Consider the following 15217-nt stretch of genomic DNA (forward strand, 5'->3'; position numbering starts at 1 on the left):
GTTCGAGACCTTCTGCAACGAGCACCGGCCTCATCAGATCTTCGCCAATGCCCCCGTCGAGGCCGCCGCCTTCACCGGTCACCAGCCCCGACCGAATCGTCAGCTTGGACACGAAGAAGGCAACGTCTGGGCGGGATCGTCAACGAATACGCACGCAAGCGTTGCGGACGCGACCCGACGGCCTACGGGGGAGGTGATCGAACCGGGCCGAGCCGTGAGCCGCTCCGCCTTGCACATCGCCGCTCTATGCGGACGGTCATGGCTGTCAACGGAACCGTACGATCGAGCGAAGGGCAAGGCATGCACACTCGGAGTGTGCTCGCGATCCTGGCATCTGCCGGGGTGGCGTCCGCGGCGCTGGTGGTCGGCGCGTCCCCGGCCAGCGCGGCCGGCCCCTGTGGAAGCGGCTACAGCCGTGTCGGCGTCTACGCCATCCCGGAGAACGGCACCAGAAAGGGAACCCTCGAGGTCTACTACAGCTCAGGAGCGAAAAAGAACTGCGCTCTCACCTACGGATACGGCGCCTGGGCCAATACGGAGAACTGGAAGTCGGTCGGCATACGCCGTTCCGCAACCGGAATCACCCCGTGGGATCACGACTACGGGGACTCCACCTACTACGCGGGTCCGGTATATGTCTCGGCACCGGGCGCCTGCATCGACGTCATTGGTGGCGTCGACGGCGCCGGAATCGATCTGTACGACGTTCACTGCGGCTGAGGGCGTCAGGGAGCCCGAAGGCGGGGGCCGATTGAGGTCGGCTCTGTCGCAGGGGTAGCGGAGGCGTGTGAAATCGAGCCTGGGAGGCTTGTCGTTCCGGGCGTACCGTTTGACGGTGTTCAGCGGCGGGCGTGCTCCAGAGGGCCGACGCCCACGTCGATCGGATCGCCGACCGCCGATATCCGTACCGCCCACGAGAGCTTCGAAGCCGGTGGCCTCCTCGGCAAGGTCGTCATCACCTTCTGAGGCCCAATCGCGTGCTTCGCGACGGATCCGGGGAGGCCGACATCCCTTGCTGCTCATGGCCCGGGCGACAAGGCAGGTGCCGGAGAGCATTCACTGACGCCTCTTGGCACCGGGTGATCAGAAGTGACCGCCAAAGCCGTCGCCGCCGAAGCTGCTCGGCCACGTGGTGGCGTGCCGGGTCGACATCCGGTTGCCCGACGGCGACGGCTCTTTGGGCGGCCAGGGATCTGGGCGTCCCGCCCGTTCCGCGACGGTTCGGAAATGCCGGTGCTCGTACCGGTAACGCTTCTCGGCGAGGACGGCGCGCAGCCCTGTGCCGTTCGGATCTTCGCGGTCGTACCGCTCGAACTGCTCGGTGAGGAAGAGCAGCGGGAGCAGATCCTGGTCGTCGTCTTCGGGCAGATAGCCCGCGTCGACCACGGCCGCGACCGCCTCCGGCTCACGCTTGATTGCGCGGGCCAGAATGGTCCTTCGCAGCCACCGGCGTCTGAGGTCCTCGACCGAGGGGCCGTCCAAGGGACCGAGGTCGCGCAAGGACCGCCGCACGGCTGCGGCCACGTCGTCCGGCAGGTCCGTGTCGAGAATTCCCAGGATCCGGTCGAGGATGGCGTCTTCCCCGATGGTCGACCCGTCGCTGGAGCACATCAACTGCAGGACCCGCTCGTCCGGATCGGCCTCGCGATAGGCCGCGAACTGCCGGGTGAGCAGCAGGAAGACGGGTGTCCAGGCGGGGTCGGCCGGCCGGTGCCCGGCGTCGCGCGCCGCGGCGATCGCCTCGGCGTCACCGAGCATGGCCTGGTCGCACACCACCGTGACGTCCTCCCGGGCCGACAGGTCACGCAACGCGCGGCGGCACCGGTCGTGGACCTGTTCGGGCAGCCAGGTACCGAGATACTCCAGCAGCCGCACGGCCAAGGCGCCCTGTTCGAATGCCGGCAGCAGATCGGGCCGGTCCTTCAGGAGCGCGAGCAGCATCAGGTCGATGTCGCCGGTCTGGGCAGGGGGCCGCGGCAGGTTGGGGTTGGCGCAGACGATCTTCAGGAACGCATTCGGCTCGCCGCTGCGCCACAGGTTGCAGCGGGTCTCATGGCCGGGCGGTGCCGCACCGAGGTAGGTCGGGCCCAGCCGCGCACGCGGCCGGAAGGCGGTTTCCAGGGCGTCCAGCAGGCCGGGCTGGTCGGTGACGGACAACAGGTCGGCCAACCGCTGGCGCAATGTGGGATCGGGGAACCCCAGCGCGGCTTCGACCAGCCGTCCAACCTCCGGATCGCCCCTGTACACGCCGACCGGCGGGCGGGCGGCGGTCGGCGGGAGACAGGCTGTCAGCCGGACCCGCGGCCGGTACGGGGACGTGGGGTCGGCCTCGAGCAGGAACTCCAGCACCGGAACGACTCGCTCCGGCCGCTCGTGGTTGCCGAACCTGAAGGACGCCGCACTCAGCAGGAACCACGCGCCGCGCCAGACCCCGTCGCGATCGGCTCCGCCGGCCGCCCACCACCGGTCGATCCGCTCACGGGCGCGGCTGTTGCGCCCGTAGAGGGCAGCAGCCAGCACGTCCTGGCTGCGTTCTGGGGTGCGCCGCCTACGGAACAGCATCGTTCCATAATGCGTCGCCTTCACGCCGATGGCCATACCGATGGCTCGCGCCCGCAGCTCCACCCGATCCGTTCCACCGGATGAGCTTGTACCTTCAGATGTGGAAAGATCTTGCTGGCAGAGGGTCGGTTCTGCGGTCGCGAAGAACACCTTCAGGTGTCTCCTCGGAAGGCTCGCCGACCCGGTCACCGCGACCTGGACACACGATGGCCTGGAGGAACTCCTCCAACAGCAGGGAGTGAGCTGCTGCAGGCGCATCTTGACCTGCGGGCCGAGCACGGGCACCGGGCGGCCCGATGCACTCGGGTCGGCGGTACCGCAGTGGTCGGCCACGACGGCGCCACTCGGCCCGTCCTTTCTGGCCGACGGTCGGACCGGTGTCTTCCTCGGTGTCGCCTCCGACGATACGGGCCGTGTCGCGGCGTTCGGAGCGCTGTCTCCCGACTTCCGCTGCTTCACGTTCGACGCGCGGGCCAACGGCTACGTTCGCGGCGAAGGCGGCGGCGTCGTGGTCCTCAAGCCGCGCTCCAGAGCGGTCGAGGACGGCGACCGGCTGTACTGCGTGATCACGGCAGGCGGCCGTACCCTCACCACACCGGACCGGCAGGCTCTGCAAGAGGTGCTCCCGGTCGGCCTACGACCGCGCCGGAGTCGACCCGGCGGCGGTGCAGTACGTCGAGCTCCACGGCACCGGGACCAGGGTCGGCGACCCGATCGAAGCGGCCGTGCTCTGCGCGCGGGCGAGTGCTCGCTGGCACTCGCGGACAGGGTCACGGTGTACTCCACTCCGGACTCGGTTGACCGCGCCGAACGGCCCCTCACAGGAGGCGGCGCATCTCTTGTGAGGATGAGGGGCCGTCGGCTGACCGGTTCTCCAGGAGCTTGCCTGGCCGCCGTGCGACGGTGCGTTTCGGGCAGCGCCGGGCTTGGCGCTGAATGTATGCCGCCGGGGCGATGCGGGTGCGGACCAGCACGATGGTGTGTACCGCGCGTTGAGATACCGATCGCCGGAGCGGTTGAGCCGGTGGCGAGTGGTCAGACCTGAGGATGCAGCGATCGGCGCGGTGCCGGCGAACGCGGCCTCGGAGCGGAACCGGCCCGGGGGTGACCAGCTGACCAGGACCTGCGCGGCGCTCATCGAGCCGACGCCGGCCGGCCGCAGAAGTCCGGGCGCCATCGCTTCGACCATCTCGGTTTCCGGTTCCTCGGCCTCGGCGCGGAGCAACTGGAGGCGGATGGCCGGTCGGGCATGTGCGTCTGGGGCTCCGAAACCCTCCGGACAACGCTCCATCGTGGGCTGACAGCGCACTCGGGCACCGGAACGACCCGATCTGCGTTGAGGAGTTCGGGCAACATCTAGATCTCTGCCGTTCTCCGGGGAGAAGAGGAACTGCGCGATGATCGGTGAGCAAGGGGCCGAACGGCCGACACGGCTGGTGGACCTGTCCGCCGGGCCGGTGGAGTACCGGCTGGAGGAGCGCGGCCCCCGCACTGTGCTGATGCTGCACGGCGGGCACATGCGCGCCGGAATCGCGCTGGGCGAGGAGGTGTTCGCCGAGGCCGGTCACACCATCCTGGCGGTCTCGCGTCCCGGCTACGGCCGTACCCCGCTGGGCACCGGCACCACCCCGGACCGGTTCGCCGATGTGCTCGCCGGCCTGTGCGCCCACCTGGGTATCGGTTCCCTGGCCGGCGCGGTGGGCCAGTCGGCCGGGGGCCCGACCGCACTCGCGCTGGCGGCCCGCCACCCCGACCTGGTCGAGCGCCTCATCCTGCAAAGCGCCGTCGGGCTGCTGCCCTGGCCCGACCGCCGTACCCGCATGGCCGGCGGGGTGGCCTTCCACCCGCGCGCCCAAGCGGCCACCTGGGCACTGATCCGCGCCCTGAGTCGCCGCGCCCCCGATCTCGCCCTGAGGGTGCTGCTGCCCGACCTGACCTCGCGTCCCGTCGCCGAACTGCTGACCGGCCTTCCCGCCGCCCACCGCACGGCGCTGCTGGAGCTGTTCACCCAGATGCGCTCGGGCTCGGGCTTCCGCAACGACATGCGCATCATGGCCGCCCCCGCCACCTCAGCCCAGGCGGCCCGGCAGGCGGCGCGGCTCCGGCAGCCGACCCTGGTGATCGCTTCCCGCGACGACGGATCGGTCACCTACGCCCACGCGGGATCCTTGGCCGAGACGATCCCGCACGCCCGCCTGCTCATCAGCACCGCCCCCAGCCACATGATCTGGCTTGCCGAGGACTACCCCGACATCGCCGCCGACATCACCGGCTTCCTCACCAAGCCCGCCTGACTCACCTGCGCGGCCGTCGGCATCGCGCCCCACTGCATCGCGCCCCACTGCATCGCTGGCCCCAGCGGGATCGCCGGCTCCAGGACCACCGTTCCGATCCTTCTCGCGGGCCGATCGTCTGCCCGTGGCCGGCTGGCCCTGGTCACGGCCGGTGGGACGGGGCTTGGCGGGTCCGCTCCCATTCGGCCAGGAGGCGCGGGAAGCCTTCGGCCATGAACGCGTACATGTCGCGCATGTTCTCCAGCCGCTCGCGCCGTCGCGGGTCGTCCCCGACGACGGCCAGGCCGTGCTCGGCCAGTTCCTGGAACCGCTGGAATTCGGCCATCTTCGACCGGAAGGCGCGGCCGAAGACGTCCCGGGTCAGCCGGTAGCGGTCGCGGCGGGCTCCGGGACGGCGGAACCGCTCGACCAGGCCCGCCTGCGCCAGCCGGCCGACCGCGACGCTGATGCTGCTCTTGGCGGCGCCGAGCTCCTCACGCAGTTCCGGAAGGTCCATGCCGTCGTCATCGGAGAGCAGCAGGACGCCCATGACCCTTCCGGCGGTCCTGCTCAGGCCGAGCCGTTCGAAGTACAGGCCGGCCTCTTCGACGAAGTCCTCGCTGCTCATGGCACTGCTCACTGCACCGCGCTCGCTCTCATGGTTTCTCGCGCCCGTCCCACCGTGGTTTGATCTGTTCGGATCGATCCGAACAGATCGGATCGTATGGCCGGGGAGGGCCCATGTCGACCAGTCCGCTCACGATCGCCATCACGGGCGCCAACTCGGGGATCGGTCTGCGTGCGGCCGTCCTGCTGGCGCGCGAAGGACACCGGGTGTACGCGCTGTGCCGCGACCCCGGCCGCGGCCGGGCCGCGCTTGAGGCCATCAACAGGACCGCGGCGAGCCACCGGGCGCGCCTTGTGATCGTCGACATGGCGGACTCCGGCGCCATCGACCTCGCCGCCGCCCGGGTGGCCGAGGAGGTCACGCACCTGGACCTCCTCATCAACAATGCCGCCGTCTTCGACCAGGCCATCCGCGAACCCCGCTTCACATCCGCCGGCCATGAACTGTTCTGGGCGACCAACCACCTGGGGCCGCATCGGCTCGCCGCCGCGCTCAGCCCGCTCCTGGCCGCCGCGCCACGCCCGCGGCTCATCTCCGTGGCCAGCAAGGGGCTGATCTCCATGCCCCGTATCAAAATCCGATTCGACCGGTTGGACGATCCCTCCTGGTACAGCCCGGCCAAGGCGTACTACCACGCCAAGCTCGCCCAGATCATGACCACGTACCACCTCGCTCTTCACACCGAAGGGCGGCTGGACGTGGCATGCGTGCGCGTGCCGCAGGTGCGCCTGGACCCCGAACGCGTCGCGGCCATGCCGCGCCCCTTGCGCATGCTGTACGCATCTGCCCGTGTGATGTCGGCGCCGCCAGAACGGCTCGGCCAGACCTACGCCTCCGTCGCCGGGCGGGATGAGACCTGGGACGCCTGCGCCGACCCCGCCGGAGATGAGCGCGCCCGGCTCCGCGGCATCTACATCGACGAGAACCTGCGTCCCGTCAACGCGCCCGCGTTCGCCTACCAGGCGGCCGCCCGCGCTCGCCTGTGGACGCTGACCCAGCAAGCCACCGGCAACCCGCGATGGGCCGTCCTAGAAGGTGCCTAAGACCGGCATCCGTGACCGTGGTCACGCACGGCTGCTCCTCCTCGGGTCGAACCGACCCGAGGAGGAGGGCTGACAACGGTGTCGGCCCATGCCCGATCAGAGGCCGCGCCGGCCGGCCCACCCCGATACGACTGGCACTGTCCAAGCCGGCCCGGTTCGAGCCGGGGACGAGCTGGAGCTATCCCAACACCGACTACGTGCCGGCCCGGGGCACCGTGGTGCTGGACGCCTCGCCGGAGCACCCCAAACTGCACGCCCACTATGAGGAAGCTGGCAGGCAGAAGACGATCAACATCACCCGCCGCGCCCCCTTCTTGGCCGAGATGTGCACCCCGGCCCGACGGGCATCCCGAACATGGCCTACGAGCTGGGGGTGTTCGTGCAGAAAACGGACTGCGGCCGCACCGTCGTCACCCACAACGGCGGCACGGCCCTGACCGCCGTCCTGAACTGGGCGGGCGACGCCGACCTGTCCATAGCGACAGCGTTCCAGAACGCCCGGCAACGGCTCGTCAACGAGGTGTTCTGCGGCGAGCAGGCCGATCCGGCTCAGCCGGCGGACTGAACACCTGAGACCTGTAGGACAGACGCCGTTGCCGGCGGAGGTCGGGCCAGCCAAGAGCTCGTTGGCGGCGAAGGTGTGGTGCCCGGTTTCGCCGGTGAAGCCTGGGCCGATGTCGCCGACCAGGGCCGTGCCGGGGCCGTCGGCCATCCCTTGAGGATCGGGATGTGGTGTACCAGTCGCGGCATGGAGGAGGGTTCAAGATCACCGTGTGTGAAGAACAACCTGGACACCCTTGTGATCGCGCTCTTCGTCAAGTGCGACGAAGACGTACGGGGTCCACCTGTCCGCGGAGACCGGGGAGGTGCACGGATTCCTCGGTCCCAACGGCTGGGAAATCCACCACGATTCGCATCCTGCTCGGCGTCCTGCGGGCCTACGCAGGACAGGTCAGGCTGCTGGGCGGTGACCCGTGGGCCGACGCGGTCGGCCTGCACCGCCGCCTCGCCTACGTTCCCGGCGACGTGGACTGTGGCTCAACCTGACCGGGGCGAGACGATCGACCTGTTCGCGCGGCTGCGCGGCGGCACCGACCCGGCCTGCCGCGACGCGCTGTGCGAACGGTTCGACCTCGACCCCACAGCAGGGCCGCACCCGCTCCAAGGGCAACCGGCAGAAGGTCGCGCTGGTCTCGGCGCTCGCGGCGATGTCGACCTGCTGCTCAACGAGCCCACCGCTGGCCTGGACCCGCTGATGGAGGCGGTGTTCCAGGAATGCATCCGTGAGGCGAAGGAGGCCAGCCACATCCCCGCCCAGGTGGAGGCGCTGGCCGACCCGTGTCTCGATCGTCCGGCAGGGCCGCGTGGTGGAGTCCGGCAGGCTGGCCGAGCTGCGCCACCTGACCCGCACCACCGTCACCGCGACCACCGGCCGGGACGCCGCGGACCTGGCGACGCTGCCCGCGTGCACGACTACCGCGCCGAGAACGGCCAGGTCCGCGTCGACGTCGACGGCGACCGCCTGCCCGACGCCGTCCGCCGCCTCGGAGAACTGGACCTGTGCGCGCTGACCACGTCGAACAGCTCCTGCTGCGCCACTACGGCGGCGAACTGGCATACCGGGGCGACGCGACGATGGGCGGACCTCATGACCGCGAGTGCCCTCGACGCGCCGACCCGCATCAGGCCAGGCGGCACGCTGACGGGCACGGGCACGCTGCTGCGGTTCATACTGCGCCGCGACCGCTTCCGATTCCCCGCCTGGACCGTCGGTCTCACAGCGCTCGGGGTTACTTCGGCACCGCCCTGAGCACCGTGTTCGCCGTGGCTACGACGACCTGACCATCGAACGCTTCCTCGCCGGGCAGTACGGCCTCTCCATCATGGTCGGTGCGGGGCTGATGGGTCTGCTGACCGTCGTCCGGCACACCCGCAGAGCGTGCGGGCCGCGCGGTGGTCCGCGCCGACGTCGCCGGCCGCGTCGCCCAACTCACCGCCCCCCGGCGGTGGCGGCGCGCGCCCCGGGCGTCCCGTGCCGCCGGCTGGCTGCGCGACGCGCGGACCCTGGCGTTTCGCCTCCACCGTGCCGACCTCATCGGCTGGAGCATCGCCCTGCTGGTCGCCGGAACGGCCTACGGCGCGTTCACCCGGCCGCTGGTCGACGGATTCGCCGACGCTCCCGAGGACTTCGTCGCCGTCATGGGCGGCGCCGATGACATGCTCGACGGCTACCTCGGCCTGATGGGCCTGACCATGGCACTGATGGTCACCGTCTTCGCGATCCTGGCCGTCCAGTCGGTGCGCGGGGAGGAGTCCGGCGGACGCACCGAGCCGGTGCCGGCCACCGCCGTGAGCCATACCGGCCGGCTCGGCGGGCACCTCGCGGTCACCGCTCGGGGCGTGCCATGGCTGCTGCTCGTCGCGGGCCTGGCCACCGGCGCCGCTGCCGCGCTCTGCCTCAGGTCAAGGCCCCGCTTCAGCAACCCGGCGCCGTCATCGGTGTGACGGGGGTGGGTACTGACCGGACTCGGTCGGCCGGATCTTCCGGTAGCCGACGACCGTCGTGCAATTCGCTCACCGGGACGCGGATCGGCAGGACCGGGTGCATATACAGGTGGTCTGCTCGGCTGAATCCCGTTAAGGTCGTGGTTCGGTGTGCCGGGAAGTCTGGTCGGCGGTTTTGATCGATCGTTCCCGAGGAGCGCCAACCGATGATCGCCCTGCTCACCGCCTTCGCGGCCTTGCTGCTGCTGGCCGTACTGGTGTCCAGTCTGGCCAATCGCACGATCCTTTCCACGGCGGCGTTGTTCCTGGTCGGCGGCTTCTTGCTGGGCGACGGTGCCAGCGGAGTGGTGTCGCTCAAGGCGGGCGATCCGCTGGTCGCCGGGCTGGCCGAGTTGGCGTTGTTCGCGGTGTTGTTCACCGACGGCATGCACGCCGGCTGGCGCGACCTGCGCAGCGCTTGGCGGCTGCCCGGGCGCGCCCTGGGGTGGGGGCTGCCGCTGACGCTGCTGGTGACCGCCCTGCTGGCGTATTACGTCGCCGGCCTTGGCTGGGTCGAGTCCCTGCTGGTGGCAGCGGTGCTGACCCCGACCGACCCGGTGTTCGCGGCGGCGCTGGTGGGCAACGATCGCGTGCCGCCGCGCCTGCGGCACCTGCTGAACGTGGAGTCCGGCGTCAACGACGGGCTGATCCTGCCGTTCGTGGTGCTGTTCCTGGCCATCGCCCAGGGATCGCACGATCTGCACCTGACCGAACTGGGCTCGGAGCTGGGACTGGGCCTGGTCATCGGTGTGGCCGTGCCGTGGGCGGCGATCATGCTGGAGCGGACCCGGCTGTTCGCGATCGCGCCCAAGTACGAACCCCTGAACGCGGTGGCGATCGGGCTGCTGGTGCTGGCACTGGGGAAGGCCACCCACGGGAACCTTTTCCTGGCCGCGTTCGCCGCCGGGATCACCGTGGCCACCATCGGCGACCAGCACCGTGAGGCGTTCGAGGAGTTCGGCGAACTGGTCGCCGAACTGCTCAAGCTGGCCGCGCTGCTGGTGTTCGGCGCGCTGCTGACCCCGGCCTTCCTGGGCGAGGTCGGGATGGCCGGGTGGGTGTTCGCGGTGCTGGCGCTCGTGCTGGCCCGTCCGGTGGCCATCTGGGTCTCGTTCCTGAGATCGGGGCTGACCACTCGGGAGCAGGCAGCCGTGATGTGGTTCGGCCCCAAGGGCTTCGCCTCTGTGGTGTACGGACTGCTGGTGCTGGAGTCGGGCATCGCCGCCGCCGACCACATCTTCCATCTGGTCGCGGCGACCATCGTCCTGTCGATCCTGGCGCACTCCTCCACCGACATCGTGGTGGCCCGCGGATTCGACGACGAGCGAGAGGTCCCCGCTTGGCACGGCCCGGTGCTGGGGCGGGCGCGCACTCTCGCCCGCCGCCCTGGGCGCTCGGAGCCGCCCCCGGCCGGTGACGGCCAGGCCTGACAAGGAGTTGATCACGGCAGCGTGGGCATGCGGGTGGGAGGTCATGGGAACCGACATTCCAGGTGCATCCCACGTTCCAGCAGTTCTTCGATGAGGCGATCGCCTCATCGAAGGTGAAGCAGCCACCAGGACTCGCGCCGGATACCGCGGTGGCCAAGTCAGCCTGCTGGTCGCACAGCCGGCCACCGATGACCCCGGCGTCGTCCAGCACGCCTCCGCGCCGTGCTCGTCACCTCTCTCACGGCCACCGTGGCCGCACTCCTCCTGTTCCGTCGGCGTGCCAGAGCCCACCCCTCGCCGGCCCGCCCCGGTGGCGGGGGGTGACGTCTCGAGCCGTGCGCGGAGAAACAGCGCAGGTCGCGGTTACGGCACCAGGCGACATTCGTGGCGGGCTGGACGGAACAAGGCCGTGGGGTCCGCATGTCGCGGGGCCGGGACACTCATCACGGTCTAGGGGCGAGTTCGCATCCCGGCCGGCCGCGTACGGGGCCGTACCGCGTACCCGGTCACCGGACCGTGACGGTCGCCGCGGCGACGATCGTGAACGCCGGCGTGGCCTGGAACAGGGGTAGGCCGAACACCGCCCCCACGCGCCCCGTGAAGGCTTCGCCACTGAGTGCCGACGCATCTGGCGGCCGCCGAGTCGCTCTGAACTGGGCGTTGCCTTCCCATCGCTGAACCCGGCCGACGTCTGGCAGATCCATCGCCGGATTCTCCGTCGATGAAGGAAGCCAGGTCTGGCGATCCCGTCGCCAATACGTACTTCCAAGTTCCAATACGTTCATCTAGTGTCCTGGATATGCATCCAGTCACGGGGCGGGGGGACCGGCCGCCGGAGGACCTGACCGCGCGGGCCCGGATCAGGGACGCCGCGCTCGCCCAGTTCGCCGAGCGCGGGTTCAAAGGCGCGACGATCAAGGGGATCGCCGAGGCGGCGGGGGTGTCGCACGGGCTCCTGCAGCATCACTTCGGCTCCAAACAGGAGCTGATCCAGGCCTGTGACGACTACGTGGTCGAGGCCTTCGGGGGACTGGACAAGTTCGGCGTCACCAGCGGCGAGATCGGCAACCCGGACTTCATGGCCGAGCTGTTCGCCAGGAGTCCGCTGATCACCCGTTATGTCGCCCGGGCGATGGTCGAGGGGTCACCGACGGCGTCCGCGCTGTTCGAGACCGGCGCCGCGGTGTCGGAGGACTTCCTCAGCCGGATGTGGCCCGAGCGCTTCCCCGCCGGGTCGGACAGGGCGCGGGACGCTGCCGCTGTGATGGCGGCCATGCACCTGTCCACGGTGGTGCTGCACGAGCAGCTGTCCCAGCGCATGGGGGGCGACGTGCTGGCGCCCGAGAACTCCTCCCGCGTCGCCATGGCGATGTTCGACATCTACACCTGCATGGCGGAGTTCGTCGCCTCCGGAGTCGGCGACGAGATCCGCGACGCGGTCGTCAAGCAGCAGTCCCCACCCTCGATGAAGGGACAGGACGATGAGTGAAGCCATCCGAACCTCCGGCCTGGTGAAGACGTTCGGGCGAACGCGCGCGCTGGACGGTCTGGACATGGTCGTCGAGGCGGGGGAGGTGCACGGCTTCCTGGGCCCGAACGGGGCCGGGAAGACCACCACCCTGCGGGTCCTGCTCGGGCTCCTGCGAGCGGACGCGGGCACGGCCCGGCTCCTGGGGGAGGACCCCTGGGAGAAGGCGGTCGAACTGCACCGCAGGCTCGCCTACGTTCCGGGCGATGTGACCCTGTGGCCGAGCCTGACCGGTGGCGAGGTCATCGATCTGCTGGGGCGGTTGCGCGGCCAGGCCGACGGGAGCCGCCGTGACGAGCTCATCGAACGGTTCCAGCTCGACCCCAGGAAGAAGGCCCGCACCTACTCCAAGGGCAACCGGCAGAAGGTCGCCCTGATCGCCGCGCTGGCCTCGGACGTGGAGGTGCTGCTGCTGGACGAGCCGACCTCGGGCCTGGACCCGCTGATGGAGGCGGTGTTCCGCGAGTGCGTCGGCGAGGAACGAGAGCGCGGGCGCACGGTCCTGCTCTCCAGCCACATCCTGTCCGAGGTGGAGGCCCTGTGCGAACGGGTGAGCATCATCCGGGACGGGCGGATCGTCGAGACCGGGACGCTCGCCGACCTGCGGCACCTCACCCGCACCTCCGTCACGGCTGAGCTGTCGGTTCCGCCGGACGGGCTGGAGAGCCTGCCCGGCGTCCACGACCTGCACATCGACGACCGCCGGCTGAGCTGCCAGGTCGACACCAGGCACATCGGCGCGGTGGTCACCCATCTCGGCTCGCTCGGGCTGCGCGACATCTCCGTCCAGCCCGCCACCTTGGAAGAGCTGTTCATGCGCCACTACCGGACAGGCGCGGAGGAGCAGGCGGCGGTGACGCGATGACCTCGGTGGCGACACGGCGCGGGCGCGCGCCGGCGACCTCTTCCAGCGGGCCGCTGACCGGGACCCGCCCGCTGATCCGGCTGATCCTCCGGCGCGACCGTGTGTGGCTGCCGGTCTGGATGCTGATCACCCTGGGCGTGGTGACCAGCCGTGCCAACAGCGTGGACACCGTCTATCCCGACGCGGCCGCACGCCAGGCGCGCTACCAGGACGTCATGGTGGACGTCCCGATGTTCAAGCTGTTCCAGGGGCCGGCCTACGCCGACACCGCTCCCGCGCTCATCGCGCAGGAGAGCTTCGGCGGCGCCACCATCATCGCGGCGCTGGGTGCCGCGATCTTCCTGGTGCGGCACACCCGCGGCGAGGAGCAGGCGGGCCGTCGGGAACTGGTGGGGGCGTCCGCGGTCGGCCGGCACGCCCAGCTCGCCGCGGCCCTGGTCGTCGTGCTCGCCGCCGGCGCGATCCTGGCCGTGATCTCGGCCGCCGGGCTGGCGAGCGCGGGGATGCCCACCGGCGGCTCCTACGCCCTGGGCCTGGCCGTGGGCTGCGCGGTGTGGATCGCGGCCGGGCTGGCCGCGGTGACCGCCCAGATCACCGAGAGTTCCCGCGCGGCGGGCGCGACCGCCATCTCGCTGTTCATCGGCATGCACTTCCTGCGCGGGGTCTTCGACATGGGCGAGGGCACCGTGCGATCGCTCGGCTGGCTGATCCCCAACGCCTGGCTCCAGCGCACCCGCCCCTACGCCGACGAACGCTGGTGGCCGTTCCTGCTCGCCCTCGCCCTGACGGTCGTGCTGGTGCGGCTGGCGTTCACACTGGCCTCCCGCCGCGACCTCGGCGCCGGTCTGATGACCGCGCGTCCCGGCCCGGCCAGAGCGCCCGCGGGGCTGCGCAGCCCGTTCGCGCTGGTCTGGCGCCTGCACCGGCCGATGGCGGTGGCCTGGACGTGCGCCGCGGTCGCCATCGCGCTCCCCACCGGATTCGCCGGGGCGGAGGCGATGGAGGAGTACGCCGACAGCGCCCGCATGAAGGAATGGGCCGCCGCGATGGGCGGCGGCGCCTCTCCGGGCGATGCGTTCTTCGCCTACATCGCCTTCACCACCGGCTTCCTCATCACGATGTACGCGATCATGAGCCTGCTGCGGCTCGGCCAGGAGGAGAACAGCGGCCACGCCGAGCTCCTGCTGTCCACGCCGGTCGACCGTATGCGCTGGGCCGCCGGGCACCTGCTCGTCGCACTGGCCATCCCGGTCGTGCTGCAGTTCGTCCTCGGGCTGTGCTTCGGGCTGGGCAGCGGTGAACTGGGCGACATGCTGATCACCACGCTGAGCCTGGTCCCCGCCGTGTGGGTGATGGTCGGGATCGCCATGGCCGCCTACGGCCTCCTCCGCCGGGGCGCCGCGGTCATCGGGTGGGGAGCGCTGGTCGTGGCGCTGGTCGCCGAGTTCGGGCAGCACCTGGGATGGCCCGAGTGGACCTTCAAGGCGTTGTCCCCGTTCGCCCACGTGCTGCCCTTCTTCGGACGTCCCAGCATCCTCACGCTGGCCGTCCTCACCCTCATGGCGGCCGCCCTGTCCGCCGCGGGTCTGTTCGGCGTGCGGCGCCGAGACCTCGCCGCATGACGCCGGCCCGGCTCTGAACGAAGAAGTGGCGGCCTCCTCGGGAGAGGAGACCGCCACTTCTCTACGCGGGCAGGTTTCAGGATGGCCCGAGTCTCACCGGGAGGCGGAGGAGTTGCCGCGCGCCGGGGAGCGGCTGCCATTCCAGCCGCTCGGGCGGCACGGCCCGTACCGGAGCTTGGCATCGACCACGGGACTGCACCGGCGCAGCAGCTCCGCATCATCGCGCAGCGATGCGAGCTGGTCGGGATGGCTCACGAGGGCCGCGATGCCGTTGCCGATGAGGTGCGCGGTCGTCTCGTGCCCGGCGATCGTCAGCGTCGGCACCACGGTCACCAGCTCGGTCTCGGTGAGCTGGCCGCCGTCCTCGTCCCGCGCCTGGACCAGGGCGGTGAGGAGGTCGTCGCCGGGATCCTCCCGCCGCCGTTCGATCAGGGGGAAGGCGGCGACGAGCGCGGCCGGCGGAGATGCCGACCTGGACCAGCGACTCGGCGCCGAGTGGTCGACGGTGATCGTTGCATCCTTGGCGTCGGGTTTTGCCTTCGCCGCGGAACACCCCGGTGATGCCGTGCGCCATCCGGCCCGGCACGTTGAACCGCACCTGCCGGCGAGCGGCGCCGTTCCGCACTGCGGACCGGGGCATTGCTGGTGATCTGGGTCACCGCCCAGAGTGGCGCAAGCGCAACACGGTCGTCACATCGGTGACGAACCCCCGGACGCGCTGA

The 15217-nt window shown here is 70.5% G+C and carries 14 protein-coding genes and 3 pseudogenes; 12 read left to right on the forward strand and 5 right to left on the reverse strand.

Translation table 11 applies throughout. The annotated features are described in order from the left end of the window. Positions 1–315 precede the first annotated feature (315 nt). A complete protein-coding gene (locus tag ACZ466_RS40910; RefSeq protein ID WP_378285900.1) occupies positions 316–720 on the forward strand; it encodes a hypothetical protein in 405 nt (134 codons plus the stop codon). Positions 721–1083: 363 nt separating this feature from the next. On the opposite strand, the gene ACZ466_RS40915 is transcribed toward ACZ466_RS40910, so the two are convergent. Beyond that, positions 1084–2712 (reverse strand): hypothetical protein, encoded by a 1629-nt coding sequence (locus tag ACZ466_RS40915; protein WP_378285901.1) that lies wholly within the window; start codon positions 2710–2712, stop codon positions 1084–1086. Between ACZ466_RS40915 and ACZ466_RS40920 the strand changes: the two are divergent. Together ACZ466_RS40920 and ACZ466_RS40925 are read left to right on the forward strand one after the other, a co-directional pair. Then, a pseudogene (locus ACZ466_RS40920) lies at positions 2603–3037 on the forward strand (hypothetical protein); the annotation flags it as partial. The gene ACZ466_RS40915 and the pseudogene ACZ466_RS40920 overlap by 110 nt on opposite strands. 181 nt (positions 3038–3218) lie before the next feature. Beyond that, positions 3219–3407 (forward strand): annotated as a pseudogene (locus ACZ466_RS40925) (hypothetical protein); the annotation flags it as partial. A 155-nt stretch (positions 3408–3562) separates the two neighbouring features. Here the strand turns inward: ACZ466_RS40925 and ACZ466_RS40930 are convergent. Then, a pseudogene (locus ACZ466_RS40930) lies at positions 3563–3853 on the reverse strand (transposase); the annotation flags it as partial. Between the two features lie 106 nt (positions 3854–3959). Between ACZ466_RS40930 and ACZ466_RS40935 the strand changes: the two are divergent. Next, a complete protein-coding gene (locus ACZ466_RS40935) occupies positions 3960–4856 on the forward strand; it encodes an alpha/beta fold hydrolase (protein WP_378285902.1) in 897 nt (298 codons plus the stop codon). 142 nt (positions 4857–4998) lie between these two features. Here ACZ466_RS40935 and ACZ466_RS40940 read toward each other — a convergent pair whose 3' ends face one another. Next, positions 4999–5463 (reverse strand): GbsR/MarR family transcriptional regulator, encoded by a 465-nt coding sequence (locus ACZ466_RS40940; RefSeq protein ID WP_378285903.1) that lies wholly within the window; start codon positions 5461–5463, stop codon positions 4999–5001. Positions 5464–5576: 113 nt separating this feature from the next. On the opposite strand from ACZ466_RS40940, the gene ACZ466_RS40945 reads away from it, so the two are divergent. The 5 genes from ACZ466_RS40945 to ACZ466_RS40965 all read left to right on the forward strand — a co-directional run bounded on the left by ACZ466_RS40945 (position 5577) and on the right by ACZ466_RS40965 (position 10480). Then, positions 5577–6506 carry an SDR family NAD(P)-dependent oxidoreductase gene (locus ACZ466_RS40945; RefSeq protein ID WP_378285904.1) on the forward strand — a complete coding sequence of 310 codons (930 nt, stop codon included), beginning with the start codon at positions 5577–5579 and terminating at the stop codon, positions 6504–6506. A 355-nt stretch (positions 6507–6861) separates the two neighbouring features. Further along, complete coding sequence (locus tag ACZ466_RS40950) at positions 6862–7071, forward strand: hypothetical protein (RefSeq protein WP_378285905.1); 210 nt, start codon at positions 6862–6864, stop codon at positions 7069–7071. Positions 7072–7539: 468 nt separating this feature from the next. Then, on the forward strand, positions 7540–8316 hold the full coding sequence (locus tag ACZ466_RS40955; RefSeq protein ID WP_378285906.1) for an ATP-binding cassette domain-containing protein: 777 nt from the start codon (positions 7540–7542) through the stop codon (positions 8314–8316). A gap of 143 nt (positions 8317–8459) precedes the next feature. Beyond that, positions 8460–9011 (forward strand): hypothetical protein, encoded by a 552-nt coding sequence (locus ACZ466_RS40960; protein WP_378285907.1) that lies wholly within the window; start codon positions 8460–8462, stop codon positions 9009–9011. Positions 9012–9217: 206 nt separating this feature from the next. Then, positions 9218–10480: a cation:proton antiporter gene (locus tag ACZ466_RS40965; protein ID WP_378285908.1), complete on the forward strand. Its 1263-nt coding sequence runs from the start codon at positions 9218–9220 to the stop codon at positions 10478–10480. Positions 10481–10986: 506 nt separating this feature from the next. On the opposite strand, the gene ACZ466_RS40970 is transcribed toward ACZ466_RS40965, so the two are convergent. Then, positions 10987–11265: a hypothetical protein gene (locus tag ACZ466_RS40970; protein WP_378285909.1), complete on the reverse strand. Its 279-nt coding sequence runs from the start codon at positions 11263–11265 to the stop codon at positions 10987–10989. A 14-nt stretch (positions 11266–11279) separates the two neighbouring features. On the opposite strand from ACZ466_RS40970, the gene ACZ466_RS40975 reads away from it, so the two are divergent. Genes ACZ466_RS40975 through ACZ466_RS40985 form a run of 3 tightly spaced genes read left to right on the forward strand, consistent with a single transcriptional unit; the run spans position 11280 to position 14495 of the window. Beyond that, complete coding sequence (locus tag ACZ466_RS40975; protein ID WP_378285910.1) at positions 11280–11969, forward strand: TetR/AcrR family transcriptional regulator; 690 nt, start codon at positions 11280–11282, stop codon at positions 11967–11969. Further along, complete coding sequence (locus tag ACZ466_RS40980; protein WP_378285912.1) at positions 11962–12873, forward strand: ABC transporter ATP-binding protein; 912 nt, start codon at positions 11962–11964, stop codon at positions 12871–12873. The genes ACZ466_RS40975 and ACZ466_RS40980 overlap by 8 nt, the downstream gene beginning before the upstream one ends. After that, positions 12870–14495 (forward strand): ABC transporter permease, encoded by a 1626-nt coding sequence (locus ACZ466_RS40985; RefSeq protein ID WP_378285914.1) that lies wholly within the window; start codon positions 12870–12872, stop codon positions 14493–14495. The genes ACZ466_RS40980 and ACZ466_RS40985 overlap by 4 nt, the downstream gene beginning before the upstream one ends. 93 nt (positions 14496–14588) lie before the next feature. Here the strand turns inward: ACZ466_RS40985 and ACZ466_RS40990 are convergent, their stop codons facing one another. Continuing rightward, positions 14589–15161, reverse strand: a complete 573-nt coding sequence (locus tag ACZ466_RS40990; RefSeq protein WP_378285929.1) for a cytochrome P450 — start codon at positions 15159–15161, stop codon at positions 14589–14591. Positions 15162–15217 lie beyond the last annotated feature (56 nt).

This window comes from Actinomadura rugatobispora (genome assembly GCF_055379765.1).

Excerpts from the sequence above, each read along its gene's own strand:
- ACZ466_RS40970 (WP_378285909.1), bottom strand. The coding sequence starts at position 11,265 with ATGAACGTATTGGAACTTGGAAGTACGTATTGGCGACGGGATCGCCAG.
- ACZ466_RS40940 (WP_378285903.1), bottom strand. The coding sequence starts at position 5,463 with ATGAGCAGCGAGGACTTCGTCGAAGAGGCCGGCCTGTACTTCGAACGG.
- ACZ466_RS40935 (WP_378285902.1), top strand. The coding sequence starts at position 3,960 with ATGATCGGTGAGCAAGGGGCCGAACGGCCGACACGGCTGGTGGACCTG.
- ACZ466_RS40950 (WP_378285905.1), top strand. The coding sequence starts at position 6,862 with ATGGCCTACGAGCTGGGGGTGTTCGTGCAGAAAACGGACTGCGGCCGC.
- ACZ466_RS40945 (WP_378285904.1), top strand. The coding sequence starts at position 5,577 with ATGTCGACCAGTCCGCTCACGATCGCCATCACGGGCGCCAACTCGGGG.
- ACZ466_RS40985 (WP_378285914.1), top strand. The coding sequence starts at position 12,870 with ATGACCTCGGTGGCGACACGGCGCGGGCGCGCGCCGGCGACCTCTTCC.
- ACZ466_RS40965 (WP_378285908.1), top strand. The coding sequence starts at position 9,218 with ATGATCGCCCTGCTCACCGCCTTCGCGGCCTTGCTGCTGCTGGCCGTA.
- ACZ466_RS40980 (WP_378285912.1), top strand. The coding sequence starts at position 11,962 with ATGAGTGAAGCCATCCGAACCTCCGGCCTGGTGAAGACGTTCGGGCGA.
- ACZ466_RS40975 (WP_378285910.1), top strand. The coding sequence starts at position 11,280 with ATGCATCCAGTCACGGGGCGGGGGGACCGGCCGCCGGAGGACCTGACC.